Source organism: Veillonella intestinalis (genome assembly GCF_943192895.1).
Lineage (GTDB): Bacteria > Bacillota > Negativicutes > Veillonellales > Veillonellaceae > Veillonella_A > Veillonella_A intestinalis.
The window spans coordinates 49647-75341 of the sequence record NZ_CALPCB010000008.1 but is presented as its reverse complement, the minus strand read 5'-3'; the positions used below and the strand labels follow the sequence as shown (position 1 = coordinate 75341).

Here is a 25695-nt window from a genome sequence, read left to right as displayed (position 1 = left end):
CTCCTAGCGGATTTGGAAGCCTGTAGTTAAGCAGCAACGACGGCGACGCGCAAAATGACGAGCCGAAGTAGTCGCTTCCCCAGTTGGTGTAGCAATCGTAAAGGTTGTAGTGCCTTCTCCGTTATAGCCAAGACCAGCATAAGATGGGCCATTCTTAACAAAAATAGATGTTTTCATAGCCCGTGCCATTTTATTAAGGCGCTCCATATTTAAGGAATGCATAGTAGCTGTATGATGCAAGCCTGCTTCTAAGAATAACGCTGTAGCTAACCCTTCTTCAAAGCTATCTACTGTTATGATTGGTAAAATTGGCATAAGCATTTCAATCGTAGCGAATGGATGATGTTTATCCGTTTTCATAATAATCAAACGAGGATCACCATCTACTTCAATACCAGCATCACGTAAGATAACACCTGCATTACGACCTACATATTTACGGCTTGGTGTCTCATTTTTTTGTAGTGTAATATCAAGTAACTTCTGAATCTCTTCTTCCTTCTCAATGAGGATCGCTCCTGCCAGTTTCATTTCACTAATTAACTGATCAACGATAGAACGAATAGCTACTACACTTTTTTCAGCAATGCAGAGAATATTATTATCAAAGCTAGCCCCCATTACAATATCTTGAGCTGCTTTACGAATATCTGCTGTTTCATCAACAAAAGCTGGTGGATTACCAGCACCAGCGCCAATAACCTTCTTGCCACTGCATAAAGCTTGATGTACTACCCCAGGGCCACCTGTTACTACTAATAACGGAATATCTGGATGTACCATCATTTCTTGAGCTGCTTCAATAGAAGGTTCTGCAATGGTAACAATTAAGTTATTAATACCAATAGCATCGGCTACAATACGATTCAATTGGCTTACCAACCAACGGGATAATTGCTTAGCCCCAGGATGTACACTAAAGAAAATAGCATTGCCCGCTGCCAACATACCAATAGCATTACAAATCAAAGTTTCACTTGGGTTGGTACTTGGTGTAACAGCGCCAATAACGCCATAAGGAGATAATTCATATAAAGTCATACCATTATCGCCTGTTTCACATTCTGTCTTTAAATCCTCTACACCTGGCGTTTTATCAATTGTTAAGTTTAATTTAATAATTTTATCGGCCACCCGTCCCATGCCAGTTTCTTCATAGGTCATTTGAGCCAATTTATTCACTAGCGGACGCATCCCTTGGCGAATTGCTTCAATCGCTTTGCTACGCGTTGCTAAGGTACATTCTTCAAATTGAATTTGCGCTTGTTTAGCAGCTGCTACAGCTGCATTTACAGTTGTAAAAACACCTGGTTCGTCAGGTAACGCCCCTTCACTAACAGCAGCGCCTGTATCGGTGCCGTTCATCATGCTCATTACCATTGAGCGAATCATGCGTTCTAATTCTTGTCTATTTTCCATAATTAGCCTCCATGTAATCCATGGCATACTTTCCAATAGCAATATCTTCAGCCACTGTCCCGCCACTAATGCCGAGACCGCCTATAATTCGCCCTGCCACTGTCAAGGGAAACCCGCCACCAAATGTTACTAAGGGGCGTGTAACCATAGATTCTATTTGATATAACTCAGCACCTGGCTGAGTTACTTCATTTAGTTGTTCAGTCTTACATTTAAGTGCTACTGCTGTATACGCTTTGCCTTCGGCAATATCAGTACTTACTAACAAAGCATCTACCATGCGATACGTCAACACGGGATTACCATGACGATCCACAATGGCAATCACTACAGGTACGCCTATAGCTTCACTTTTTGCAGTGGCACCTTCCAATAATTGTTGTGCCATACGCCGCAGCACTTGTGCTTCCTCATTACTATCTAACGCACTAGCCTGCCCAAAGGTCGCTGGCACTACATCTGTCTTACCTATCTCTGTTGAGCTAAGTTGTATTGAATCACCTTTACTGACATCTTCAGCCGGTAATTGTTCTATTTTTGCTACTACTTTTGTTACAATTTCATCTACGTGAAAGATAAAGTCTTCCATACGAGCTAAGGTATAAATACAATCAGATAGGCGATTTACAAAAGCCAACGCTGTTGGTCTTACTGGTTCACCTTGTCGCATCCCATTGAGCATGCGCTCTGCTCTACGACATACTGTACGAGCTACATGCAATTCTGCAGCAGCTAAATTATTACCTTGATATATAAAACTTCTAAGCGGTGGCAAGGCTTGCGTATAGCGATCAATGATTGCTTCTAGCTCTTTTATATCCGCCTCGCTAACGAGGGTGCTATATTGTTGTAATTTAGCTTGATCCACTGTCGCTACTTCTGCACAAAGCTGAAAAAGCAAGCCTTGTAACCGATGTAAGATAGTTTTCGTTTCTGGATACCGAACCAGCTTTTCACACACACTTAAGTGCGCATTTAACTCGTCAAGCGTACCATATGTATTCACTCGTTCTGAGTTCTTTGCTACACGAGTGCCGTCAAAGAGTCCTGTCGTACCTTTGTCGCCAGTTTTTGTGTAAATTGCCATGGCTGGCCTCCTCACTTATCAAAACTATCAATAATACCAACAATAGCGCAATCTACAGCACTATTATTATTTTGTCCATCGCCAAACACATGACGTGCTGACGAACCACGTGTTAATAACACATATTCACCAATCCCCGCGCTCACCGTGTCGGCCGCCACTTCATAGGAAGGTAACGGTTCTTGGTTGCCATCTACGTATTGTACAATCATAAGCTTTAAGCCTACTAAGGAATCATGCTTTTGTGTTGATACAATACTACCTATTACTCTACCAGTCTGCATATCGTTTCGTCCCTTCTACACATTCCAGCTGGCGGGACCGCAATTCGTCAAACCCTAAGGCGGTGAATCGTTGTCCACAAAATTTAAGAATAACGGACTTCGTCTTGCAGGTACGAATCGCTGACGCACTAATTATCCGCTCCTTAAAACTATATACTGTCCGTCCTTGTTTATCCATAAAACGAAGTGGCCAAGCTAACACCATATGTGGATTCCATTGTTGATTTACAGCCATAGTCGTGACTAATGTAATTTCACAACCATAGGCAATCGCTTGATCTAACCAAGTTAACCAAGGACCTGGCTGGCGTTGTACTAATGCCTCCAAATGGGCCTGGGTTACACCTGTCACTTCGATACGCTGATGACGAAGCAGAATAGTTTCAACAAGCTGGCTTTCGTCAGCCAAGTCTACTGTGCCTTGGCTTTCCATTCGCGCCTGCAAGCGTTTGAGTACTACTGCAATAAGTTCGTCCATAATTACCTCTGTTTCAGAGCCTCTACGAACTGCCTAAGGCAATTCCTAAAGGTGTTACAAATTCCGGATATAGAGGCTTAATCACCTCACGTCCCAGCACCTTTTTAAAAGTATCGGCAAATTCAGTGAAGTTCGTAGCACCACCGACTACATGTACAGGACCATTCTTACGATATTTACCAGTTACCAAAGCATTGGCGGAAATAATAGCCATTTTTTCAACCACTGGCCGTACCAAGGGATACACTTCTCGTTCTCGTGAAGCATCACGCTTTAATACCTCTGCTTCATCTTGAGAAAGTCCATAACTCCCACTTAACACCAATGTCATATGAGAGCCCCCAGTTGGTTCATCAACGGTATAGCTAACTTTACTCCGTTTAATGATGGTAATACCAGTCGTGCCACCACCTACATCAACCACAGCCCCATTAACTAAGCCAAGCACATTAGCTGCAGCCGTTGGTTCATCGTATATAGCGGATACTTCAAAATCAGCACCTTCTAATACATGGCCTACTACATCTTTATTTTTACCTAATGTGCCTGGTGGTACGGCTGCCGCTGCTCTAGTCAAAGTACAACCTAGTGCCTCTTCCGCTTTAGCTTTTAACTGTCTTGTAATCGTAACAGCCCCTATATAATCTACTACTAATCCATCACGTACTGCTTTTGCATATTCCAAAGCGCCATATACAGGCAGCCCCTGTGCATCTACTACGGCAATTACGATAGAAGATGTTCCAAGATCAATACCTACACGTAATGTATGGGCTTCTTTTTCTGAAATTGTCCGTGTAGCGCCTTCTAACACACATTGGTTAAACGCTGCCAATAATTCATTCACTTCGTCTATGCTTCGCATACTTGCCACCTACCTTATAATTGTTGCTGTCGTGTCATTTCCTACTTGAGCTGCATTCGCCTCATCTGTATCCAAGTGCATTTCAGTCACATAGTTAGGGGATACGCGAATAATCACATCTTCAAACACCGTTGTTCGTTGATCAGTTCGCACCCGCACAGCTACTGATTCACCATTGGTAACGCCTAATTTAGGCGCATCCTCTGCATTCACATGAATATGTCGTTTCGCCACAATACAGCAAGGTAAGGTCAATTGCGCATGCTCTGTTTTAAGCGTAATCGGCACTGCTGTTTCCAAATGTCCCGATAATACGATTGGTGGATTCACACCTAAGGTACGAGCATCGGTCATAGAAATTTCAACTTGTGACTCTTTGCGCAAAGGCCCTAAGAGGCGAACCTTAGTGATTTCATTCTTAGGTCCCACTAAGGTTACTACCTGCTCTGAGGCAAACTCGCCAGGCTGTTTCAAATCCTTTTTTCGCTCCAATGTTACATGAGGAAATAAATGATCATAATCAGCTTGACTCAAATGGATATGTCGATTAGATATACCAATAGGAATCACTGGCGTTTGTGCTTCTTGGATAACTTGACGAATGAGCGCTTTTAAAGCATCTCTATCCATAATTACATCCTTTATACGTTATTATTTAACTAAAATGCCTTCTACATCGCCATGAGGACGAGGGATTACATGAGTGGATACCACTTCACCCACTTTGCTAGCTGCTGCACAACCAGCATCAACAGCTGCTTTAACAGCCCCAACATCACCACGAACCATAACAGTTACTAAACCAGAACCGATTTTTTCATAGCCAGTCAACGTTACATTTGCTGCTTTTACCATTGCGTCAGCCGCTTCAATAGCGCCTACTAATCCTTTTGTTTCTACCATGCCTAATGCATTATTCATTGTAAATCCTCCTTTAAAACATCTTTACTATTTGTATATACCGAAGGCTTATGCCTTTGGCTTCGTTGTTTTAGCGCGACTAGGTCTTTTTTTCGGTGCCCCTTTAGGTGTTGTACTACTAGTAGCTTTAGCCGTACTACTTGCCTTACTAGCAGTGCCTGATGCCGTTGCACTTGATTTAGTCGCCGTACTAGATTTGCTTGTAGCCGTAGTTGACTTAGCTTCTGCTTTAGCCGTACTACCTGGCTTAAACACCTCTAGCAATGCACTCTTTGTTTCATCTAGTTCGGTAGCAGCTTCTACCTTCGCTGTAGCTGGCATATCTGTTTTAGCTGCCTTAGCCTCATCAACCACCTTTGGCTTATCAGCCGTTGCCTTTGGCTTCTCAACTGTTGCCTTTGGTTTTTTAACAGCAGTCTTTGAAACATCAGTGTTTGCCTTTGTGTCATCAGCTGTAGTTTCTTCAGCAAACCCTTGTAATACAGCATTACCGCCACTTGCTAACAACCAAGCATCCAAACCTTCTGCCGGTCTTGGAATTACTTTTTGAGCAATTAAATGACCAAATTGCTCTGCTTGTGCTGCCCCAGCTTGAACGGCAGCCTGTACCGCGCCTACATCGCCGCGAACCTTCACGGTCATCCAACCGCTGCCTTTCGCTTTTTCGATATCAATAATAACCACATTAGCTGACTTTACCATGGCATCCGCTACATGAATCGCCGTTGCTAAACCAGCTACTTCTACAAGTCCTAATGCGTCTTTCAAAATGCCACCTCCAATCTGGGGTCGGACTTAAAGGGATTTCCCTTTACTAAGCGAGCTGCATTGGCCCCCAACGCCCGCATGGCTTGCCGCTCATTTTTATACGATTGCAACCGATACATAAACTGTTCCGGTGGCAAGTTTTTATAACTCAATACTAAGGTATCCGCTGTGCAACCTAAGCCTACTGACAAAGCAGATACATGTGATGCTTCATCAGCCATAGTAAGCACTTCGCTACTAGTAGCTCGTTCTTCTAAAGTATAGGGAATCCCTTCTTCTTCAATGCCATATAAGACATCTTGAAATTGATCCATCCCTACACCACGGTGGTAATAAATCATAATGGTTGGCTTTGCCGTAATGACAAGTTCCATATTTATCGCCTCCGTTCCTTTGCATAGGCTAAGATAAGTCCTGTAGCTACTGCGTTACGAGCTCCTTCTGTGCCCCGTACATTACCTCGTCCAGCCACTAAATTGTAATGAGATAAGGCATCTGTTACTAGTTGTGGTACTTCAAAGTCTAATGCAGAACCACCTACAATAACTACAAATGGAATATCTCGTACATTGTGCGTTGGACTTACAGCACGAAGAGCACGTAAGGAATTAGTTACAAATACACGTTCTTTAGCAGTCTGTCGCACAATCTTTATTTTTTCCATGGACATGTCGCCTTCAATCGGTACAAGTCCTTCGTCTGTTACAATAACAGTCTTAGCAAATAACGACGCTGGTAATGGATCCGTAAAGAACTGCACATTGCCATCTTCATGACGAATGTGGTACACACTAATTACCTTTGCTAACGGGAATTTCTTAATACTTTCTGCTAAATGAATATCTTCTAAGCCAAGCTCCGAGTTAATTAACATGGTTACCATATTACCAGCACCGGCTAAATGAATCGCTTTTACCTTGCCATCAGGTCCCATAATAGAAGCATCAGTTGAACCAGCACCTAAGTCAAGAATCGCCAGCGGTGTTTCTGTGCCTGGTGTTGTTAGTGCACCCAGAATAGCCGACTCCGCTTCTTGGCCACCAATTTCAACAGGAATGCGCAATTCTCGCTCTACTTCTTTAGCAATAATCTCCATCTGTAAATGATCTGATTTTACCATCGAAGCAATGCCTACTGCTTGTTCCATGGAGAACTCTCCAGCGAGCCCCCCTTTTACATTAATAGGTACTGACGTATCTACGGCTAATAAGTCTTCAATAAACACTTCATTTGGTGATTTATTCGTCAAATTAGCCATAGTTTGACGTACTTTTTCAAGCATACCGCCTACATTGGTGCCAGCTTCGCCACATACATTTTCAATTTTCGATACTTGTCCAAGGGTGGCCATAATCTGTTCCGCCCCTGCCGATATATCCACTGATACAGTGCGACCATCACCACTAACAACCACCGAGCCAGCGGGAATTACCCGCTCTTTTACATCCCCAGCTGGAGTTTTAATTACTACGGCTGACCGATTACCAATGAGAGCTCTTGCTATAGGTACAATATTCTTGGTCTCTTCAGCAGACAGTTTAAACACGGTAGCAATGCCATAAGGATTAGACAATTGGGAAATAACTTTACCTGGCTCAACTACTTCTACAGCTGCTAACATACCAAGTGGTACTTTATCTACAAAGGCTACTTCATCAATAATAGGAATAGGTTGTTGTAAACGATTAGCTACGAGCACGCCATCATCGGCTTGTAATATAGCACCTGTAATGCGATACCCTTTAACTACATAGGCGTTAATCAATTCAGCGACCAGTTGAAAATCTATTTCTTTCGGTACTACTACGATGTAGTCCTCAGTCATAGGTTTATCTAGCAGTTGTAAAATATGAGCCGTCTGACCCACACCAATACCAAGGCCACCAGGGGTTTTTGGATTATGACCGATCATCGTTGATTCGGTAATAATAGTCTCCGTAATTGTTTCCATCGCCACATCGCCAATAACCGGGGTAGCTTCATTGATACGTATTAAATCGATGTCCTGCAAGGACAAGCCCGTTTTTGCGACTAATTGTCGAAGGGAAGCAAATAAACCTTGAATATTATCCTTCGTCCCCTTAATGCCAGTCGTATCAGCAATGGCCGACCCTAGGAAACGAACTTCACCAGACTCGTGAATTTCCGCTAAGGCTGATTCAGTTGTAGAATTTCCTATATCAATACCAACGACTCGCTTCATATGCTTAACTCCTAACTCTTAGTTATCACCTTTTAATTTTTTACGGCGTTCATAATTTTCAGCTGCTTCACGAACGAAATCAGCACAAATCACAGCGCCATATTCTCTTTCTAATTCATCAGCCATCGCCAATAATTCTTGTTTAGAAGAACGATAAGGGCGAAGTGCATTGTACATTTCAAGTAAGCGTTTATCCCCTACTTTTGTCATTTCAGCAGCACGGGAGAAGTTGAATTCGATTTGGTCACGACCGCCTGCTTTAGCAATTTGACCTTGTGCCTTCAAAATCTCTGGGCTAATACGCATATCATCCATAGATACTTGACCATTCATAACACTATCTAAAGTAATGTCATCAAGGCTCTTATTACCAATGCGAATCCATTCAGGATGTTTTTTAGCAATTGGATAGTCAGCTACGGTAGCCACACGTTCACTGGAAGATGTGTGCGTTGTGCTAGCTGTAGTTGGTGCTGGCGTTCCTTTTTGCATATCTTCTAAAATCTTACGAATCATAGATTCCATTTCTGTACTCATAGTGGCCTCCTTATAGGCTCACGCGGCATTCATCAGCCGGTTTACCTTTAACTACCCGTTTTGTTTCTTTAATGTGTAATAGGGCTGACAAGGCTTGATATTTAGGCCGTGCCATCTGGTCATTTAAGGTCGCTACTGGTGTTGGGGATTCCCCTTTAGCATATTTAGCCGCATTTTTACCAATGGCGCGATATACTTCTTCCGTAAGTAATGGAGCTTGTGGGAATAATTCTAAGTTGGAAAGAGGCTGTAAATCGCGTTGGTGAATTACTGTCGTTCCTTTAGACTGAATACCGATACAAATACCGGAACCAGATAATTTATCCCCTTCAACAGCTACAGCCGCCACGTCAGAAGAACGATATACACGTACAACTCGTGCTTTTAAACCTTCTTCTTCAATACCAGCTACTAATTGACGGATTACATTGCGATGAGGTACCCCTACAATCGTAGTCCGTTGGCTACGACCAAAGGCAGGACCTACTGCGATAACTACTTCATCAGGGGCTGTATGAGATTCAGCTGGACCACCTGTTTGAATCCAAGTATCATCAGTATCTTCTTCTTTAGGACGCGAAGCAGGTGCTGCGGAGGAGCCAGAGAATGTTACAGGCTCGCTAGCAGTGCCCATTTCTTTAAGCACTTCCATGATGAGTGCGCGTAAAACTTGCTCATTAACTTCAGCCATGTGGATTCCTCCTTATATATCTCGTGGATTAATTGCATTTGGAATATTTTTGATGGTTTCCCAATCTTCGCCTTCCAAACGATAACCAGTACCTACGCCAGCATAATCATTTGGATTATTAATAGCGGAGTTTACATTAAATTTATCGTCGAAAATAGCAGCCGTTTGTAAATAGTCACCAGCAACTTTTTGTTTTAACAAGTTAAGTACACTTTGAGCAATATCATTAAAACCACGTTTAGCGAGGCCTTTAACAAAGTCAATACCAGTTACGCCACGAGCCATAATATCAGCAGCCCCTTTAATGTCCGCTACTTTATCACGTTCAGGCATATCTTTGGAACCATGTGCATAGGTTGCTGCTTCTACTTCTTCATCAGTAATAGCTGGCAAACCTAATTCAGCAAATAAGCCTTGAAGAGCACGCGCCGCTTTATTACGAACTGCTACCACTTCTTCTTCACGCACTGGTTTCAAACCACCGTTAACTTTGAGGTCACGTTGAATAATCGTCCAGTCATCATAATCTTCTGCATCCCAGTTAGAGCCAGCAAACATGTTGTCATAGTTTGGCGTAGAGCTATAACCAGAGCAAATGAAGTCTGTACCAGGGCAGAACTGCATAAGTGTACGTGCTGTACGACGTAAGTCGGAATGACTGAATGTTTGGTCATTACTAGAAGCACATTCAAGATCGAGCATAGCAGCAATTAAGTTTTCTGCAATAACAGCACGAATACCAGATGGTACAGCTGCTGGAATACCGATACAACTTACAGAACCATTTTGGATACCTTGTACGCCAGCCCCTTTAGTAATATAGAGACAACGTGTTTCAAGGTATAACATGGATTTACCTTCCGCTTGGCCCATCTGTACTTCTGAACCAGTACCAGAGGTGAAACGCATTTTTAAACCACGAGAAGCATAAGCAGATGCTAAGAATGCTTTAGACCATGGTGTATCATCACCATCAGTAAATACATCTTCCGTACCATATACGGAAATAGTTTCTGCATAAGCTGTGAAACCACGCATACCAAGTTCCAATTCAGTCGCTTCTTCCAAGGAGCATTGAGTCAATACGCCTGGGCGACCTGCTTGGGAACCAACAAGAATACTAATAGCGTTTAATGGTGCATAACGAGCAACAGCTACTGTAGTTTCTTCTTCCGCAAAACCACGGAAAGCTCCTTCAGCCGCATCCGCTGCGATTTGTACAGGATTATCGTTTACATTAGTTACATGAGCTTGGTTAGCCATAGTGCGACGAGCACGCATTTTTTGCATACATTGCATCATTTCAACAACATTGAAATGACTTACTACTTCTACCATTTTCGCTGGTGTCATAGATTTTGCTAAACTAGCAATTTCACTGCGTGGCACAGTTGGTGTCAAAATCATATTAGCGATTTGACGAGAATCCATAGCCATAACTTCTTCAGCTCGTTCTAAGCGAACTGCATAGTTAGCAATAAATGTATCAATTAAGTCGAAATCTTCACGACGCTTGCCGTCAAGTTCAACAATTTTACCATTTTCAATGCGGATACTAGGCTTTGGATCTTGTGGGGATTCCATAGCTATAAAGCCTTCTTCTACCCACTCTTTTACATATCCATCCTGATTAACAGGGCGCTGACTTAATACTTCAAAACGTTTTGATCTCATATTTCAAGCTTCCTTTCTGTATAAGGTTTAGATATAAGAAGGGGCATCATTTTTAGGTTCGCTACCTAAGGTACCTAATAATTCTTTACCGATTTCACGAGCAGTAATAACCGCTTGACGAACAGCACCGGAATCACCAGAAATTTGTAAAATTACTTCGTTGGAGAAGCTTGTGCCATTAGCTGGGGATGCATAGCCAATTACATCAACATTAGCAGCTTTAACAGCAGCATCAGCCATAACTACACCAATAGCAGCTGGAGCGCCTACAATAAGACCAAAAGCTTTGCCTTCTGGTGCGCCAAAAGCGGTGTTAATCGCATGACTAGCACGAGCTGTATATTGTAATTCAATATGACCTGCTTCATTGCCATATACGTCGCCAAATGTGCGTTCCACTTCTTTAAGTGTTACTTCTACAGCACGTTTTACATCAGAAACATCATCGCCACCAAAGATAATCAAAGAACCATGACCAGCGCCACCTTTAGTGTCACGAGCTAATTCAATACTTACGATTTCTGTGTTGGTTGCTTTTACCGCTTCGTCAGCTGCCATAATGTGTGGACCGGCACCAGTACGAGCACCTACAACACCAATTGAACGATATTTTTTTGTCAATTTCATTGCATCAAGCACTTGCTGATCAACATTTGCTATTACTAAACCAATTGTGTCACCGAATTTAGCTGTGCCAATAAATTCTGTTAAACTGCAACTATTCGCCATAACTTGTTCCGCTCCTTTGCTTTCACTTTGCTTGTCTGCTGTTGCTGATAAAGTATCAGCTTTGCTTAATACACGCTTTAGAATTTCGTCTACCATTTTGTCCGTATTACTCATTACGCATCACCTTTTTCCTTTAAGAGTAAGCGTTCCACTTCACTATGAGGGCGTGGAATTACATGGGTAGATACGACTTGGCCAACTCGTTCTGCTGCCGCAGCACCTGCATCTACAGAGGCTTTAACAGCACCAACATCGCCACGTACCATAACTGTTACCAAACCAGACCCAATTTTTTCAGTGCCAATTAATGTTACATTAGCGGCTTTTACCATGGCATCAGCTGCTTCAACGGCCCCTACAAGGCCTTTTGTTTCAACCATGCCTAATGCTTCTTGCGACATACAATTCATCTCCTATCTTTGGCGCAATCCTATTTTTTTACCACAATTAGTGCGGTTCTGTGTAAATTTAGTATACAAAATAACAGTATTTCATTTTTTAACACATTTTTGTTAAATTACATTATTTCATTCTGCTTTTAACAATTTTTTGTTATAATAAGTATTATCAAAAGTCATAAAATTATAGTAAGTTCTGTATTAATCATGATTTTTTATCATTTCAAGTATTACTACTTTTTAATCTTTTTTTATTTTCTTTGTACGCCCATACAACAGAAAAAAGGGGGTGGCAACGGTGCCAACCAGTAATTTTAAGACTGAATCAACCATGATTAATGAAATCATGCGCGATTTTACTAACATCACAGATTTAGCAGCTGTATATGTAGATTTACGAGGCCGCGTATTGTCCAACAAATATAATTTCAGTAAGTTCTGTAAATACATTCGCAGCCATCCAACCTTATCTAAACTGTGTGCTTATTGCGATGCTTATGGAGGCCTAGAAGCCTCTAAAGGACGCTGTCCGTCTGCTTATCGCTGTCATGCAGGAATTATTGATATTTCTGTACCCATTATTCATAATGGCCATTTATTAGGTTATATTGTAGCTGGTCAGACCATTGCTACAGATTCACAAATGCCCTTAATCACGGCTCGTAGTGAATGGCAAAACGATAGTACCTTAAAAAGTTACTATCGCCAATTACCAAACTATTCATCAGAAGAAATCACCAGCGCTACAAAGGTTCTAAACCTTATGGCTGGTCATCATTTCCCTGATATACTCAACATGAGTCTGGATTTACCAGAGTTACAAAGTACAAATTGCAGTAGTTGTCAGCAAATGAAAACTACCTATCGTCCAGAAATTAAACGAGCCTTAACTTATATCGATAAAAATCTCTGCCATAATCCATCCTTACGGGATATTGCTAATCATGTATACTTAAGTGAGTCCTATCTGTCTAAAATTTTTAAACAAGACGTGGGCTTATCCTTAGTACAATACATTAATGAACGCAAATTAGAGCAAGCTAAACTCATGCTTCGTGGTTCAGATTCTTCCATTGAATCCATCGCTCGTAATCTAGGCTATAATCGCCCTAGTTATTTCTGCAAAGTATTCAAAGAAGCCACTTCTGAAACACCACATTCATATCGTAGAAAATATAAATAAAAAATCCGTTAAGTTTACAACGCCGTAAACTTAACAGATTTAAAGGAGCCCTCATGATTCAACAAGACCGCTTACAACATCATCTGCAGCAAATGCTTACCCTAAGTACAATCGAAGGTGTACCAGGAATTAATCGAGTTGCCTTTACCGATCAAGACTGGGCTGGTCGTGACTACTTAATTAACTGTTTAAAAGAACTTGGCCTCACCTTACATTATGATGACTTTGGCAATGTAATAGGTCGTTACGAAGGCTTGGATTCCCATGCCCCTGCTATTATGATGGGCTCTCACACTGACAGTGTGCCACAAGGCGGCCACTTTGATGGTCTCGCTGGTATCATCGCGGCTATTGAAGTAGTTACCGCCCTAAAAGAAAACGAAATCCGCCTGCAATCACCTATTGATATTGCCCTCTTTATGTGTGAAGAATCAAGTCGTTTTGGTTCCGCCACCTTAGGCAGTCAAGCTATGCGTGGCCAATTAAGCAAACAACGGCTCATGCAATTAACCGGTAAAGATGGTCTTAGCCTGTATGAAGTCTTACAGCAACGAGGCTTTGACCCTGAAAAAGTGCCGCATCAATCCTATACAACACCACTCAAAGCCTTCCTAGAGCTTCATATTGAACAAGGGCTTGTATTAGAAGCTACCAAACATCAAATTGGTATTGTAACTGGCATTGCTGCACCAACCCGCTACAAAGTTCATATACACGGCACAGCTGGTCATAGTGGTGCTACCCCTATGGATCATCGCTATGATGGACTCTGTGCAGCTGCGGAAATTATCTTAGCTACGGAAACTATTGCTAAAACAAACACAACGATTCCTGTAGTGGCTACCATTGGCGTAATTGAAGCAACACCAGGTGTAATGAATGTAATTCCTGGAGAAGTCACCTTAGGACTTGATATTCGTAGTATTTCAGACACCGCCAAAGAAGATGCTACTACTGCCATCTTACAAGCCATTGAGTCTATTAGCAAAACTCGTCAAATCCCTATTGATACTGAATTGATTGCTAATGAAAAACCACTAATGATGAGCGAAACTATGATTAATGCTATGGAAAATGTAGCCAAAAAACATAATTATAATTATATGACCTTACCAAGTGGTGCCGGTCATGATGCTATGAACTGGGGCGATTATACAGAAGTTGGTATGATTTTTATACCTTGTGAAAAAGGCATTAGCCACAATCCAGCCGAAGCAATCGACATAAATGATTTAATAGCAGGCGCACAATATATGCTTGATTTGCTGCAACATTTAGATACTTTATAGACTATGTAGATACCTCATAAAAAAAGAATATTTACTTTTATACTGCACTTATATACCTGTCGGCTATAAATGCAGTATTTTTTATAACATAGCCTAACAAAACGTCTTTATCTACATAACATTCGTCTGTCAAATAATCTTTTTTAATGAAAGTTTTCTGAATTTTATCGTATAAACAGTCGCATTTATTGTAATGAATACACAAATTATAGAATATATCACCATTTTTATTCAAAATCCTAAAACACTATAATTACAGGTACAATAAGGCTATAGAGGTGTACATGATTTTTGTATACATAGAAAATTTTCGTAAAACTATTGTATTTTTAAGCAACCACATAGTATAATTAAGTCAGTCGTAAAATTACGTGCAAGAAAGTACCCTTCTATATGAAATCTACTTTCCCAAGTTAAATTATATTTGATCTCATATTACGCAAGTTGAAATCATTTTCTTTGTTAGCCACGCCTATAGCTAACTTCATTCTTAGAGCGTATATGAGAGGCCCCGAAATTTAACCTAACATATGGAAGGGGTAATTCACATTGCTTAAAGGAGGCGTTGTTTATGGGCGCAGAAATCTTGACAGTCAAAATTAGCAGTACGCAAGCTGTCGCACTCGCATTTGTAACGTATTTCATTGGGGTTTGGATTAAAAGCAAAGTATCTTTATTTCAAAAACTCAGCTTACCAGCCGCAGTAATCGGTGGTCTACCCCTAGCTTTTATCCTATCAGGTTTACGTGTAAATGGTATTCTTCAAGTTGATTTTGATAATACCCTCTCTACCGTAGCATTGTTAGTATTTTTTACTACCATTGGTATGATGGCCAGTCTAAAGTTAATTAAATATGGTGGTTTAGCACTAATTCTTTATTTAGTCATTTCCTCCGTACTTGGCTTCTTCCAAAACTTACTTGGCATGTCTATTGCTGGTGCTATGGGTATTGACCCTCATTATGGAATTCTTGCTGGTGCCGTTTCACTCATAGGCGGGCTTGGTACTTCTGCCGCTTTTGGTCCTTATTTTGAATCTACTTATGGCATCCAAGGCGCTACCACAGTAGCTATTACAGCTGCCACCTTTGGTATGGTAGTGGCCCTCGTGCTTGGTGGCCCATTCGGTGAATTCTTAATCAAACGCTATAATATTAAAACACCAGGTGCTCATAAGTCAGAAAATGGCGAATCAGCTGCCACTACACAATTAGAACCACATGTATTTGATATGTCCATTCTTGAAGAAGAAGAAACTACAGATGTAAATGGCGTTTTAAAAGCTGCAGCTTTCGTTTTCGTTGGCGTAGGTCTAGGTGCTGTACTTAGTGATTATTTAAATACATTCATTACGTTACCAGCCTATATCGGTGCTATGCTCATTGCTGCCGTTATCCGTAATATTGGCGACTTTACTGGTGCCTATCGTGTACAAGGGGGCGGCCTCAACGTAGTATCCGAAGTTGCTCTTACCGTATACGTTACTATGGCTATTAATAGCTTGAAACTATATGAACTTGTTAACCTTGCTCTTCCATTAGTGGTTATCTTAATTGCACAAACACTCTTAATGATTGCTTTTGCTTGGCTCGGTTACTTCTTACTCTTCGGCAAAAATTACGATAGTGTAATGCTTGGTGTCGGTGGTATCGGCTTTGCTATGGGTGCTACAGCTAACGGCTTAGCTAACATGCAATCCTTAGCAGAAAAATATGGCCCTTCCCCTCGTGCATGGCTCATCGTATCCCTCGTTGGTGCCTTCCTCATTGACTTTGTCAATGCCATTATTATTACCTGGATGGCCAATTGGTAAGCATCTCGAGGTTTATACAGCAGGTCAGATCAGACCTGTTTACTGAGTAAACTCTAATAACTCAATATTTCTATTAAAAACAATTAAGCCCCTACAACAGTGCTAACAAGATTAAGTTCTTACGAACAATAATCTACAGCACCATCGTAGGGGCTTCTTTCTATTCATTTATTTGTATTATACATCCATTTACACATTCAGTTTACAACATCTAGCTTACGCATCCAACAAGCCTGCTTATAACCGACTCACTATAAACACACCGAGCTAAAGCATATAACGCTATTTCACTAACATTATAACAACAGGTAAGGTAACAGCGGATAACACGGTGGTTGCCACGACTAACTGCGTGGCATATTCTGTTTCTGTCTTTAAAACGCCCGCAATCAGTGCGGTCGTCACGCCACTAGGTACAGCGGCAGAAATAACAAGCACTTGCATAACAAGAGCAGACACAGGCTCTACCAACACATCATAGGCTGCAATGGTCGCCCAAGCCACAAGGGGACCTATTAACAATCGCACGGCACTGCCCCACATAACTTCCCGATTAAAGAAGTTAAATGGCGTCCGAGCTAATTGAACGCCTAAGGTAAATAAAGCGACCATCACGAGGGCATTACTTACATTCATAAGAACCGGCCAAAAGAAAGTGTCTTTAATAGGGATAGCGCCAAAATTACAAAGCAACGCACCAGCTACCGCGTAAATAATAGGCATTTTAAATACAAGCAAAAATGCATCATAGCGGCTCATTTTACCTTGTCCAGCAAAATAAAAACCAAAGCTATTAGTCACTATATTTTGCCAAACAAATACTACAATCTGAATGGCAATAGCCGCTTGGAGCCAAATGGGTTGCCCATTCTGCAAGAAAGGATCATTGGAGTAAATAAAAACAATAAGTGGTACACCAATATTGCCGCAGTTATTAAATAACACTGCATTTCTAAAAATGCCGCACTTTTCTTTTTGCAAACGGAGGCCCTTTTCAAACAACAGACTAGCCAGCCAAGTAGCAATAAAACCAATGATTGTAAGCCACACTACTTTTGCACTTTCGGCGGTCACTGTATAACTATAGGTATTCGTAAACAAAAAAGCTGGAGCCACCACATAAAAATTAATCTTACTAAGTGTATCTAAATCCAGGTGAAACTTTCTATCCATAAAATAGCCAATTAGTACAAGCATGAGAATTGGCATAACAGTTGTCAAAAAGATATGCAATATCATCGGATTCTTAGGCACCCCATACTAATTTATAGATATCTTCGCCCATCGTACCTTCAGTCACAGCTTGCGGTTTCGTATCATAGGTGTATTCTACATCATTATAAGGAATCCCATTATTATGGAAATAGCGAATTTCCAAAGTCTGAATAGTGCGGGCCGATTTTTTTATTTCCATTTTTTCAAAATAATAGTCGCCCCCTGGTTGTACCACGCGAATCCAAAGCTGCGCTACATCGTCTTCCTTATCTACACTACTATTATCAATCGACAAAGTATTATCATGGCTATCTGCCCCAACATAATACCAATAATCTTGTGCCTGTACTGAACTCATCAAGCCAGCACTCAAAGCGCCCACTAAGCCTAATACAGCTAATGTTTTTGATATATATTTCATAAACTCGCCTTCTTTCTACTAATATTAACAATCAAAACATATGCACTTAGCTACTTATTAGTAACACTATGCACCCAAATATCAAATCATCGAAATTCGTCTAACTACCATTATACCCGCTTAGTCATAGTTTGCAAGTCTCAATAGTTAGACAAAGACTAAAAGCGGTTTGAAATGAGGACTCATTCCAAACCGCTTTTTATGCAATGTATTCTATCTCAAAACATATTATCATTTACTTCATAGACTATACTAATATGTTTGCTTACTTCACAGACCAAGAAATCCATGCCACTTTATCTTCTGACGTATTACGAATTCGTCCATCAGCTTGACGATATGGTGCTAATAGTGGCAAAATCTGTTCTTTCATGGCTTCTACCGTACCCCATTCTTCACTATGAAGACGCATTGTAAAATAGCGTAATGCCTCTTCTTCTGTAAAGAATTCTTCTTCTGGGGTTGTAATATATTCTACCTTAACATTTTCCCCTACGGAATTAGCCATATTCAAAACACCATCAATATTAGCTTGCCAATCAAAATCATCCACTCCATAGAAATGCTCTGTTAAGGCATCTACAATTGTATCTTGCCGTCCTGCAAAAGCAACTAACAAGCACTTATCACGACTAGTACGGCTCATAGCTTCAATATTTTGTGGGTCAAACATAACTGGGCAGAAGAAACTATATGCCAAATCAAAGGTTTTATCCCAACCTAACGTCAAACGTGTAACTTCACTCCAAGGAGCAACATATAAATCAAGATCTAACTCTTCCTTTTCAGCTAACTGACGCCCCCCTTCAATCATGCCGTTAGACAAGTCAATGCCTGTTGCTTTATAGCCTAGTTTAGCCAAACCTAATGCATAATCACCAACGCCACAACCAATATCTAAGGTGCTACCACCAGTAGCAGGTAATAAATTATGCTTTTTCAAAAAGCTAATAAAATAGTCAACTTGTGCTGTTCGTTCTATTTTTTCATGTAACTCTACAAAAAACTCTGACCGACTATTCCAAGCATCACGCTCTACTTGCCATTCTTCATTATTTGTATTTACATTTGTTACCGTTGTATTACTCATAAAAGTCCTCCATATAACGCTCTCTACGAGATGCGTCAAGTATAGATATATAGTTTAAATGATAAATTTTATCATATTTAATATTTTCTATATATAGATTACTCTTATTTTATCATAATAGCAAATGCAAATTATTAATAATGATTATATTAAGTTGAAAGTTATTCGCAATTATCGAACTAAAATAAACTACTATCTAATGTCCATACTAACAAACGATATACTAACCATCAGCCTAATACTTCATCAAAGGATGCAACGGTCCGACGAATTGCCTCTTCTAAAGTTTCCTCACTAATTGTCAATGCAGGATTAAAGTATAAAATATCCCCTAAAGGACGCAATAATAGACCTCTATCCAAGGCTTTTTTGTAAATCTCATAGCCTGTCCGAGCCTTACTTGGCAAAGGCTCTTTCGTCTTAGGATCTTTAACTAATTCTATGGCATTTATAAGACCAATGTGACGAATTTCTCCTACATTTGGATGATTTCCCAAAGCCTCTTGTAACGCCGCATGTAAAAACACAGCTTTCTGTTGTGCTTCTTCCATAACACCATCATGTTGCAAAATATCAATCGTTGCTAACGCAGCAGCACAACCTAATGGGTTACCACTATAAGTATGACTATGCATAAACGCTTTATATTCAAAATAATCTGCATAAAAAGCATCATAAATAGCATCTGTTACAGCCATAATCGACATCGGCATATAGCCCCCAGTCAATGCTTTGGAGATTGTCATAATATCAGGTGTAATACCAGCATGATCACAAGCAAATAATTTACCCGTACGACCAAAGCCTGTAGCAATTTCATCAGCAATAAGTAGTACCCCATATTCATCACAAAGAGCTCGAAGTTTTTGTAAATAAGCAGGCGGATATATTCGCATACCAGCACAGCCTTGTACAATAGGTTCTACAATAACAGCCGCTAATTCATGACTGTGCTTAGCAAAATTTTCTTCCATATGAACAAAACATTCACAATCACAAGTTTCTCGTGTTTTAGCATAAGGGCAACGATAGCAATCTGGCGCTTCTGTATGAATCGTTTCCATCAACATAGGTTGGTACATTTTTGCAAACAAATCCATACTGCCTACCGCCAAAGCACCCATAGTTTCACCATGATAGCTTTCACTTAAGCACATAAACTTCTGCCGTTCGGGATGACCCGTTTGGTATTGATACTGAAATGCTACTTTGAGAGCGCACTCAACAGCACCGGAACCATTATCATTAAAATGTAATTTATTTAGCCCTTTAGGCAAAATTTCTACTAATTTTTCAGCTAATGTAATAGCTGGTTTATGACTTAAATTAGCAAAAATTACATGCTCCAACGTATCTAATTGCGACTTAATGGCTTCATTAATCTTAGGATTGCAATGACCTAATAAATTACACCACCAGGAACTGATAATATCTATATATTCTTTCCCATCAACATCATATAAATACGAACCTTTACCATGATTGATTACAATAGGTGGCAATGTTTCATAATCTTTCATTTGCGAACAAGGATGCCAAATATGCGCTAAATCTTTTTCAACCCACACCTGTGATTTCATGTGTATCACCTCTATGAATACTCGTAAATACCTCTAACTACCTAATCTAACTACCTCTATTTTGCTTTATATCTTATATCTTTACTTTATACTTTATACCATACCTTATGCCTTACACTTTATGCCTTGTACTTTATGTTTTATATGTCTTCCCCGTAACAGATTTTCCTCGCATACCTTATACTTCCTCATATAAAGCAGCTAAGGTATCAGGGCTAACAGCTAAATCACTAGCCCCTTCTGGCACACAGGCTATAACAGGTACTCCAGTCAAAGTTTCAATCATAACTTTATTATCCTGTTCCATGGGACTATCTGTATAATAGTTCAAAATAACACCCTTTACAGGAATATTACGAGCTCGTAAATATTCAATAGTAAGCACCGTTGCATTAATCGTTCCTAAACCAGCATGAGCCACCAATAAAGTTGGCAAATGGAACCACTGAATCACATCTTCTAGGAAAATCTGGTCTGTTTCATCATAACGAAGAGGGCACATAATGCCACCACTGCCTTCCATCGTCACATAATCATACCGTTTCTTAGCCGCTTCAAACGCCGTAGTAATAACACTCTGTTCTACTGGATGTCCCTCCCATTGAGCCGCTAAATGAGGTGACACTGCATGATCATATAAATAAGACAATAATGTTTCATCAGGAGCTTCTAGGTGCGCTACTTTTTTTACATAGCCAGCATCACTAGCTGCAATAGACGGTGCACCACTAACAGCCGCTTTATAATAACCAGCCTCATAGCCACCTTCACGCAATGCTTTAACTAGCAAACCGGTAATATAGGTCTTACCCACATCTGTGCCTGTCCCGACAACAAATAAACCCCTGCTCTTTACATCTTGTGCCATAACGAATCCCTTCCTACCTGACGCTACCTAAATACCAATATACCAAATCGCTTATATATACGCCTTACATAACAACCTCTTTTGTTATCCAGATATCTATGCAAGGTTTACAAAGTAATTTCAATGTTATTTAACCATGTAGGCTTACTATTGTCAACTCCAATCATTTAGGTATGGTTTACTATATTGCTAACACATCTAATACGTCAAGCTAATATATACTATGCAAAATAAGCATTATAATAACTATTTTATCGTTATTGATTACTTTTGAGCAAATAAAAGGTTTTATCATTGACTTAATGAGCGTTTATGATTATATTGTAAATAAGCTGTAAAATATACTAAATATATTAAACTATCTCTATACATGTATTTATATAATATTTGCACATATTTATAATATATGTATTCGTAATGTATCTAATGTTAGGAGCTACTCATGTTATCTGAAGAACGCCAATCTTTAATTCTCGATAGACTTCGTATGAAACGAGCTGTTACCGTTCAAGAATTAGTGCAAGACTTAGATTCTTCGGCGGCGACTATTTGACGCGATTTAACCGAACTACACAACAAAGGCCTTTTACAAAAAGTGCACGGTGGCGCTGTTAGTTGCGATGTAGATTATTTCACTACAGAACCAGATATTAACACTAAGGCTAGCTTATTTACCGAAGAAAAAGAAGCGATAGCCCGTGAAGCAGCTAGTCTCATTGAAGACCATGATTTTATTTTCATCGATGCTGGCACTACTACGGAGCATATACTCCCTTATGTAAAAGCACAAAATGTTACATTTGTAACTAATGGCACTTCTCATGCCGCCTTCTTAGCGGCTCGTCACTGCCGTGTTATTTTACTAGGTGGTCAAGTAAAAGCTGTCACTGGGGCTATTATCGGTGACACTGCCTTACAGCAATTAGAAGTTTTTAATTTCACCAAAGGCTTCTTTGGTGCCAACGGCGTTAGTATTAAAGGAGGGTTTAGCACTCCCGATCCAGCAGAAGCAGCCATTAAAGCTAAAGCTATGCAACGTTGCCACCACGCCTATGTATTATGTGATTCTTCTAAATTTGATACAGTTTCGCCTATTACCTTTGCAACCCTAGAAAGCGCCACAATTATTACTACCCGTGTAAAAGGGGCTTACGCCTCCTATACAACTGTAAGAGAGGTATTGCCATGATCTATACAGTAACATTTAATCCCTCTTTGGATTATGTTATGCGCTTACATACGTTTCAACCAAATGGTGTCAATCGAACCTATGAAGATTTCATTGTTGCTGGTGGCAAAGGCATTAATGTATCGATAGTGCTACGCCATCTAGGCCACGACAATACAGCCCTTGGCTTTGTTGCCGGTTTCACAGGCGATGAAATCATTCGCCAACTTAATCAAGAGGGCTGTAATGAAGCCTTTATCCGATTACCTCAGGGCAATTCTCGTATTAATGTAAAATTAAAAAGCCAAGGAGAAACGGAAATAAACGCCCAAGGCCCTACAATTACTGAACAGGATATAGAAAAACTATATACTCAATTAGATAGCTTGGTAGCTGGTGACATTCTTGTTTTATCTGGCAGTATACCAAAAGGACTACCTACTACTATGTATCGGCAGATTATGGAACGTCTTCAAGGGCGTAACATCCAAATTATCGTTGACGCCGCCCAAGATTTACTACTGAATGTATTAGCCTATAAGCCCTTTCTAATCAAGCCAAATCATCATGAACTAGAAAGTGTATTTCAGACAACCTTTGAAACGGAAGATCATATCATCGAAGCCGCTCGCCAATTACAAGCTAAAGGAGCGCGTAATGTATTAGTATCTCGTGCAGGTGAAGGCGCTATACTTCTCGATGAGCAAGGTCAAGTACGCACCAAACAAGTACCTACAGGGACCTTAGTTAACTCAGTAGGCTCTGGTGATTCCATGGTAGCAGGCTTCTTAGCAGGCTATTTAGAATCACAAGGAGATTATGATAAAGCCCTGGCTATGGGGGTTGCCGCTGGCTCTGCCTCAGCGTTTCAAGAATGGTTAGCCAGTCGAGCTGACATAGAAGCATTACTGTAGGAGGACATTATGAAAATTACGGACTTATTAAAAAAACAATCCATTCAACTGCAAGCTTCACCTACCACTAAGGAAGAAGCGATTCGACAATTAGCCGACTTAATGGCCGCCAGCGGCAATATAACCGATAAAGAACAATATATTAAAGATGTCTTTACCCGTGAAGAATCAGGTTCAACTGGTCTTGGTATGGGGCTGGCCACACCTCATGCTAAAAGTTCTGGAGTGGCTACCCCAGGACTAGCCGCCATGACAGTACCAGCTGGAATGGACTTTGAAAGCCTCGATGGCGAACCATCACGCTTATTTTTCATGATTGCTGCCCCTGAAGGCGAGGCTGACACACATGTACAAGTACTCGCTAATTTGGCTACACTCATCATGGATCCTGATTTTAAAGAGGCTTTGATAAAAGCACAAACGATTGAAGGCTTTCTTGCTTTAATTGATATTAAAGAGGCCGACCAATTCAAACCTAACATGACAGAAACGGAAGCATTAGCTATGGTAGAACAAAATGTAACACCTGTAACTACCGCTGCCCCTATGGCAACAGAGGATACTAAAGCCGGTACCTCCACAGAAACAGCAACATCATCAAAAGAAAATACCGCTACTACTAATCACTACCAAGTATTAGCCGTTACAGCCTGTCCTACTGGCATCGCTCATACAGCTATGGCTGCTGAAGCACTAAGTCGTACAGCTGCCGACATGGGCATTTCTATTAAAGTAGAACAAAACGGTGCTAGTGGCGTTAAAGATGCGTTAACTGCTGATGATATTGCCAATGCTACTTGTATCATTGTAGCGGCTGACAAAAGTGTCCCTATGGCTCGTTTCAATGGCAAGCCCTTAATCCAAGTTAAAGTAGCTGATGGTATTAATAAAGCTAAGGAACTTCTTACAGAAGCAACGACTGGCACACCGCCACTTTATCAAGCTAACCAAGAGGATATCAACAGCCAAGCCGTAACAGCAAATGATAGCATAGGTCGTCAAATTTATAAGCACTTAATGAATGGCGTTTCTCACATGCTACCGTTCGTTATTGGAGGTGGTATTCTCATTGCCTTAGCTTTCTTATTTGATGATTTTAACCCTGCTGACCCAAGTAAATTTGGGTCCGGCACAGAGCTCGCGGCCTTCTTTATGAAAATTGGCGGTGCTTCTTTCAGCTTTATGCTACCAGTGCTCGCTGGTTTTATCGGCATGAGTATTGCTGACCGTCCAGGTCTAGCCGTCGGCTTTGTCGGTGGCTACCTAGCCAATGCAGGTGGTTCTGGTTTCTTAGGGGCCTTGTTAGCAGGCTTTGTAGCGGGCTATTTAATGCTCCTCTTGAAAAAAGCCTTTGCAGGCTTACCTCATACCTTAGAAGGTATCAAACCAGTATTACTATATCCTGTTCTGGGCGTACTTCTTATGGGCATTATAATTACCTTTATCATTAATCCACCTGTAGGGGCCTTAAACGAAAGTCTTATGAACGCCTTAAAAAGCATGAACACAAGCAGTCGTATTGTCATCGGTCTCATCTTTGCGGGTATGATGGCCGTTGATATGGGTGGGCCTGTTAATAAAGCGGCCTATGTAATTGGCACGGGCTTATTAGCTACTGGTGAATATGGCGTTATGGCCGCAGTTATGGCCGGTGGTATGGTGCCTCCATTAGCCATTGCCCTATGCACTACCTTCTTCCCTAATCGCTTTACCCCAGCAGAACGCAAATCAGGCATTACTAACTATGTTATGGGCTTCTCCTTTATCACAGAAGGAGCGATTCCATTTGCTGCAGCAGATCCAATTCGTGTCATTCCGTCTTGTATTGTCGGCGCTGCTGCTGCAGGTGCCTTATCTATGGCCTTCGAATGTACTTTACGAGCACCGCATGGGGGTATCTTTGTAGTACCAACTATTGGAAACCCGCTCATGTATTTAGGAGCTATCCTTATCGGTTCTGTTATAACAGCGCTATTATTAGCTATTCTTAAAAAACCGCTAAAAAACTAAATGCATAGTATAATGTTTATTTTTAAATAAATACTTCCTATAAAATCTTTCTTTTAAAATTTTATCCTGCAAAAAAGCCCTTATTCAGCA

Annotated in this window: 26 protein-coding genes and 1 pseudogene; 7 read left to right on the top strand and 20 right to left on the bottom strand. The window is 40.7% G+C overall.

Going from position 1 to position 25695, the window contains the following annotated elements; genetic code table 11:
• Positions 1-3 precede the first annotated feature (3 nt).
• From NFR27_RS07690 to NFR27_RS07620, 15 genes are read right to left on the bottom strand one after another with little or no spacing between them, the layout of a single operon-like run.
• Positions 4-1419 carry an aldehyde dehydrogenase family protein gene (locus NFR27_RS07690; protein WP_251442373.1) on the bottom strand — a complete coding sequence of 472 codons (1416 nt, stop codon included), beginning with the start codon at positions 1417-1419 and terminating at the stop codon, positions 4-6.
• Entirely contained in the window at positions 1409-2506 is a 1098-nt protein-coding gene (locus NFR27_RS07685; protein WP_251442357.1) for a cob(I)yrinic acid a,c-diamide adenosyltransferase, read from the bottom strand. The genes NFR27_RS07690 and NFR27_RS07685 overlap by 11 nt, the downstream gene beginning before the upstream one ends.
• Before the next feature lie 11 nt (positions 2507-2517).
• Positions 2518-2790 (bottom strand): EutN/CcmL family microcompartment protein, encoded by a 273-nt coding sequence (locus NFR27_RS07680; protein WP_251442343.1) that lies wholly within the window; start codon positions 2788-2790, stop codon positions 2518-2520.
• Entirely contained in the window at positions 2777-3268 is a 492-nt protein-coding gene (pduM, locus tag NFR27_RS07675) for a PduM family microcompartment protein (RefSeq protein WP_251442330.1), read from the bottom strand. The genes NFR27_RS07680 and pduM overlap by 14 nt, the downstream gene beginning before the upstream one ends.
• A 22-nt stretch (positions 3269-3290) precedes the next feature.
• Positions 3291-4133, bottom strand: a complete 843-nt coding sequence (gene eutJ, locus NFR27_RS07670; RefSeq protein WP_251442327.1) for an ethanolamine utilization protein EutJ — start codon at positions 4131-4133, stop codon at positions 3291-3293.
• A 9-nt stretch (positions 4134-4142) separates the two neighbouring features.
• The gene (pduL, locus tag NFR27_RS07665) at positions 4143-4763 is read right to left on the bottom strand and encodes a phosphate propanoyltransferase (protein ID WP_251442324.1); all 621 of its coding nucleotides are present in this window, start codon (positions 4761-4763) and stop codon (positions 4143-4145) included.
• 21 nt (positions 4764-4784) lie between these two features.
• Positions 4785-5054, bottom strand: a complete 270-nt coding sequence (gene pduA, locus NFR27_RS07660) for a propanediol utilization microcompartment protein PduA (protein ID WP_251442310.1) — start codon at positions 5052-5054, stop codon at positions 4785-4787.
• Between the two features lie 48 nt (positions 5055-5102).
• On the bottom strand, positions 5103-5822 hold the full coding sequence (locus NFR27_RS10120) for a BMC domain-containing protein (protein ID WP_338146968.1): 720 nt from the start codon (positions 5820-5822) through the stop codon (positions 5103-5105).
• Entirely contained in the window at positions 5819-6196 is a 378-nt protein-coding gene (locus NFR27_RS07650; protein ID WP_251442308.1) for a glycerol dehydratase reactivase beta/small subunit family protein, read from the bottom strand. Before NFR27_RS07650 ends, NFR27_RS10120 begins: the two co-directional genes overlap by 4 nt.
• 2 nt (positions 6197-6198) lie before the next feature.
• Positions 6199-8025: a diol dehydratase reactivase subunit alpha gene (locus tag NFR27_RS07645; RefSeq protein ID WP_251442306.1), complete on the bottom strand. Its 1827-nt coding sequence runs from the start codon at positions 8023-8025 to the stop codon at positions 6199-6201.
• Between the two features lie 18 nt (positions 8026-8043).
• Entirely contained in the window at positions 8044-8562 is a 519-nt protein-coding gene (locus tag NFR27_RS07640) for a diol dehydratase small subunit (RefSeq protein WP_251442304.1), read from the bottom strand.
• Between the two features lie 10 nt (positions 8563-8572).
• On the bottom strand, positions 8573-9253 hold the full coding sequence (locus NFR27_RS07635; protein WP_162099465.1) for a propanediol/glycerol family dehydratase medium subunit: 681 nt from the start codon (positions 9251-9253) through the stop codon (positions 8573-8575).
• Positions 9254-9265: 12 nt separating this feature from the next.
• Positions 9266-10927 (bottom strand): propanediol/glycerol family dehydratase large subunit, encoded by a 1662-nt coding sequence (locus tag NFR27_RS07630; protein WP_251442302.1) that lies wholly within the window; start codon positions 10925-10927, stop codon positions 9266-9268.
• A gap of 27 nt (positions 10928-10954) precedes the next feature.
• Positions 10955-11770, bottom strand: a complete 816-nt coding sequence (gene pduB, locus NFR27_RS07625) for a propanediol utilization microcompartment protein PduB (RefSeq protein WP_162099467.1) — start codon at positions 11768-11770, stop codon at positions 10955-10957.
• Complete coding sequence (locus NFR27_RS07620; protein ID WP_251442299.1) at positions 11770-12057, bottom strand: BMC domain-containing protein; 288 nt, start codon at positions 12055-12057, stop codon at positions 11770-11772. The genes pduB and NFR27_RS07620 overlap by 1 nt, the downstream gene beginning before the upstream one ends.
• 295 nt (positions 12058-12352) lie before the next feature.
• Between NFR27_RS07620 and NFR27_RS07615 the strand changes: the two genes are divergently transcribed.
• The 3 genes from NFR27_RS07615 to NFR27_RS07605 all read left to right on the top strand — a co-directional run bounded on the left by NFR27_RS07615 (position 12353) and on the right by NFR27_RS07605 (position 16339).
• Entirely contained in the window at positions 12353-13237 is an 885-nt protein-coding gene (locus tag NFR27_RS07615) for a PocR ligand-binding domain-containing protein (RefSeq protein WP_251442296.1), read from the top strand.
• Positions 13238-13290: 53 nt separating this feature from the next.
• Positions 13291-14526, top strand: coding sequence for a M20 family metallo-hydrolase (locus NFR27_RS07610; RefSeq protein WP_251442287.1), 1236 nt, complete (start codon positions 13291-13293; stop codon positions 14524-14526).
• A 571-nt stretch (positions 14527-15097) separates the two neighbouring features.
• Positions 15098-16339, top strand: coding sequence for a sodium/glutamate symporter (locus tag NFR27_RS07605; RefSeq protein ID WP_251442285.1), 1242 nt, complete (start codon positions 15098-15100; stop codon positions 16337-16339).
• A gap of 282 nt (positions 16340-16621) precedes the next feature.
• On the opposite strand, the gene NFR27_RS07600 is transcribed toward NFR27_RS07605, so the two are convergent.
• From NFR27_RS07600 to bioD, 5 genes are all read right to left on the bottom strand, one after another.
• The gene (locus tag NFR27_RS07600) at positions 16622-17560 is read right to left on the bottom strand and encodes an AEC family transporter (RefSeq protein WP_251454965.1); all 939 of its coding nucleotides are present in this window, start codon (positions 17558-17560) and stop codon (positions 16622-16624) included.
• Between the two features lie 25 nt (positions 17561-17585).
• Positions 17586-17975: a hypothetical protein gene (locus NFR27_RS07595; protein WP_251442267.1), complete on the bottom strand. Its 390-nt coding sequence runs from the start codon at positions 17973-17975 to the stop codon at positions 17586-17588.
• 265 nt (positions 17976-18240) lie between these two features.
• Positions 18241-19065, bottom strand: coding sequence for a class I SAM-dependent methyltransferase (locus tag NFR27_RS07590; RefSeq protein WP_251442265.1), 825 nt, complete (start codon positions 19063-19065; stop codon positions 18241-18243).
• A gap of 230 nt (positions 19066-19295) precedes the next feature.
• Entirely contained in the window at positions 19296-20645 is a 1350-nt protein-coding gene (bioA, locus tag NFR27_RS07585; RefSeq protein ID WP_251442263.1) for an adenosylmethionine--8-amino-7-oxononanoate transaminase, read from the bottom strand.
• 178 nt (positions 20646-20823) lie between these two features.
• Positions 20824-21513: a dethiobiotin synthase gene (bioD, locus tag NFR27_RS07580; RefSeq protein ID WP_251442251.1), complete on the bottom strand. Its 690-nt coding sequence runs from the start codon at positions 21511-21513 to the stop codon at positions 20824-20826.
• Positions 21514-21955: 442 nt separating this feature from the next.
• Here bioD and NFR27_RS10105 point away from each other — a divergent pair.
• The 4 genes and pseudogenes from NFR27_RS10105 to NFR27_RS07560 all read left to right on the top strand — a co-directional run.
• Positions 21956-22123, top strand: a pseudogene (locus NFR27_RS10105) (DeoR family transcriptional regulator); the annotation flags it as partial.
• Positions 22109-22702, top strand: coding sequence for a DeoR/GlpR family DNA-binding transcription regulator (locus NFR27_RS07570; protein WP_251454976.1), 594 nt, complete (start codon positions 22109-22111; stop codon positions 22700-22702). The pseudogene NFR27_RS10105 and the gene NFR27_RS07570, both read left to right, overlap by 15 nt.
• A complete protein-coding gene (pfkB, locus tag NFR27_RS07565) occupies positions 22699-23595 on the top strand; it encodes a 1-phosphofructokinase (RefSeq protein WP_251442240.1) in 897 nt (298 codons plus the stop codon). Before NFR27_RS07570 ends, pfkB begins: the two co-directional genes overlap by 4 nt.
• A 9-nt stretch (positions 23596-23604) precedes the next feature.
• Positions 23605-25605 carry a PTS fructose transporter subunit IIABC gene (locus tag NFR27_RS07560; RefSeq protein ID WP_251442237.1) on the top strand — a complete coding sequence of 667 codons (2001 nt, stop codon included), beginning with the start codon at positions 23605-23607 and terminating at the stop codon, positions 25603-25605.
• Positions 25606-25695: the final 90 nt, after the last annotated feature.

Bases quoted from the DNA above. Each gene is read 5' to 3' on its own strand.
- NFR27_RS07690 (WP_251442373.1), bottom strand. From the start codon at position 1,419: ATGGAAAATAGACAAGAATTAGAACGCATGATTCGCTCAATGGTAATG.
- NFR27_RS07685 (WP_251442357.1), bottom strand. From the start codon at position 2,506: ATGGCAATTTACACAAAAACTGGCGACAAAGGTACGACAGGACTCTTT.
- NFR27_RS07680 (WP_251442343.1), bottom strand. From the start codon at position 2,790: ATGCAGACTGGTAGAGTAATAGGTAGTATTGTATCAACACAAAAGCAT.
- pduM (WP_251442330.1), bottom strand. From the start codon at position 3,268: ATGGACGAACTTATTGCAGTAGTACTCAAACGCTTGCAGGCGCGAATG.
- eutJ (WP_251442327.1), bottom strand. From the start codon at position 4,133: ATGCGAAGCATAGACGAAGTGAATGAATTATTGGCAGCGTTTAACCAA.
- pduL (WP_251442324.1), bottom strand. From the start codon at position 4,763: ATGGATAGAGATGCTTTAAAAGCGCTCATTCGTCAAGTTATCCAAGAA.
- pduA (WP_251442310.1), bottom strand. From the start codon at position 5,054: ATGAATAATGCATTAGGCATGGTAGAAACAAAAGGATTAGTAGGCGCT.
- NFR27_RS07650 (WP_251442308.1), bottom strand. From the start codon at position 6,196: ATGGAACTTGTCATTACGGCAAAGCCAACCATTATGATTTATTACCAC.
- NFR27_RS07645 (WP_251442306.1), bottom strand. From the start codon at position 8,025: ATGAAGCGAGTCGTTGGTATTGATATAGGAAATTCTACAACTGAATCA.
- NFR27_RS07640 (WP_251442304.1), bottom strand. From the start codon at position 8,562: ATGAGTACAGAAATGGAATCTATGATTCGTAAGATTTTAGAAGATATG.
- NFR27_RS07635 (WP_162099465.1), bottom strand. From the start codon at position 9,253: ATGGCTGAAGTTAATGAGCAAGTTTTACGCGCACTCATCATGGAAGTG.
- NFR27_RS07630 (WP_251442302.1), bottom strand. From the start codon at position 10,927: ATGAGATCAAAACGTTTTGAAGTATTAAGTCAGCGCCCTGTTAATCAG.
- pduB (WP_162099467.1), bottom strand. From the start codon at position 11,770: ATGAGTAATACGGACAAAATGGTAGACGAAATTCTAAAGCGTGTATTA.
- NFR27_RS07620 (WP_251442299.1), bottom strand. From the start codon at position 12,057: ATGTCGCAAGAAGCATTAGGCATGGTTGAAACAAAAGGCCTTGTAGGG.
- NFR27_RS07610 (WP_251442287.1), top strand. From the start codon at position 13,291: ATGATTCAACAAGACCGCTTACAACATCATCTGCAGCAAATGCTTACC.
- NFR27_RS07605 (WP_251442285.1), top strand. From the start codon at position 15,098: ATGGGCGCAGAAATCTTGACAGTCAAAATTAGCAGTACGCAAGCTGTC.
- NFR27_RS07595 (WP_251442267.1), bottom strand. From the start codon at position 17,975: ATGAAATATATATCAAAAACATTAGCTGTATTAGGCTTAGTGGGCGCT.
- NFR27_RS07590 (WP_251442265.1), bottom strand. From the start codon at position 19,065: ATGAGTAATACAACGGTAACAAATGTAAATACAAATAATGAAGAATGG.
- bioA (WP_251442263.1), bottom strand. From the start codon at position 20,645: ATGAAATCACAGGTGTGGGTTGAAAAAGATTTAGCGCATATTTGGCAT.
- bioD (WP_251442251.1), bottom strand. From the start codon at position 21,513: ATGGCACAAGATGTAAAGAGCAGGGGTTTATTTGTTGTCGGGACAGGC.
- pfkB (WP_251442240.1), top strand. From the start codon at position 22,699: ATGATCTATACAGTAACATTTAATCCCTCTTTGGATTATGTTATGCGC.
- NFR27_RS07560 (WP_251442237.1), top strand. From the start codon at position 23,605: ATGAAAATTACGGACTTATTAAAAAAACAATCCATTCAACTGCAAGCT.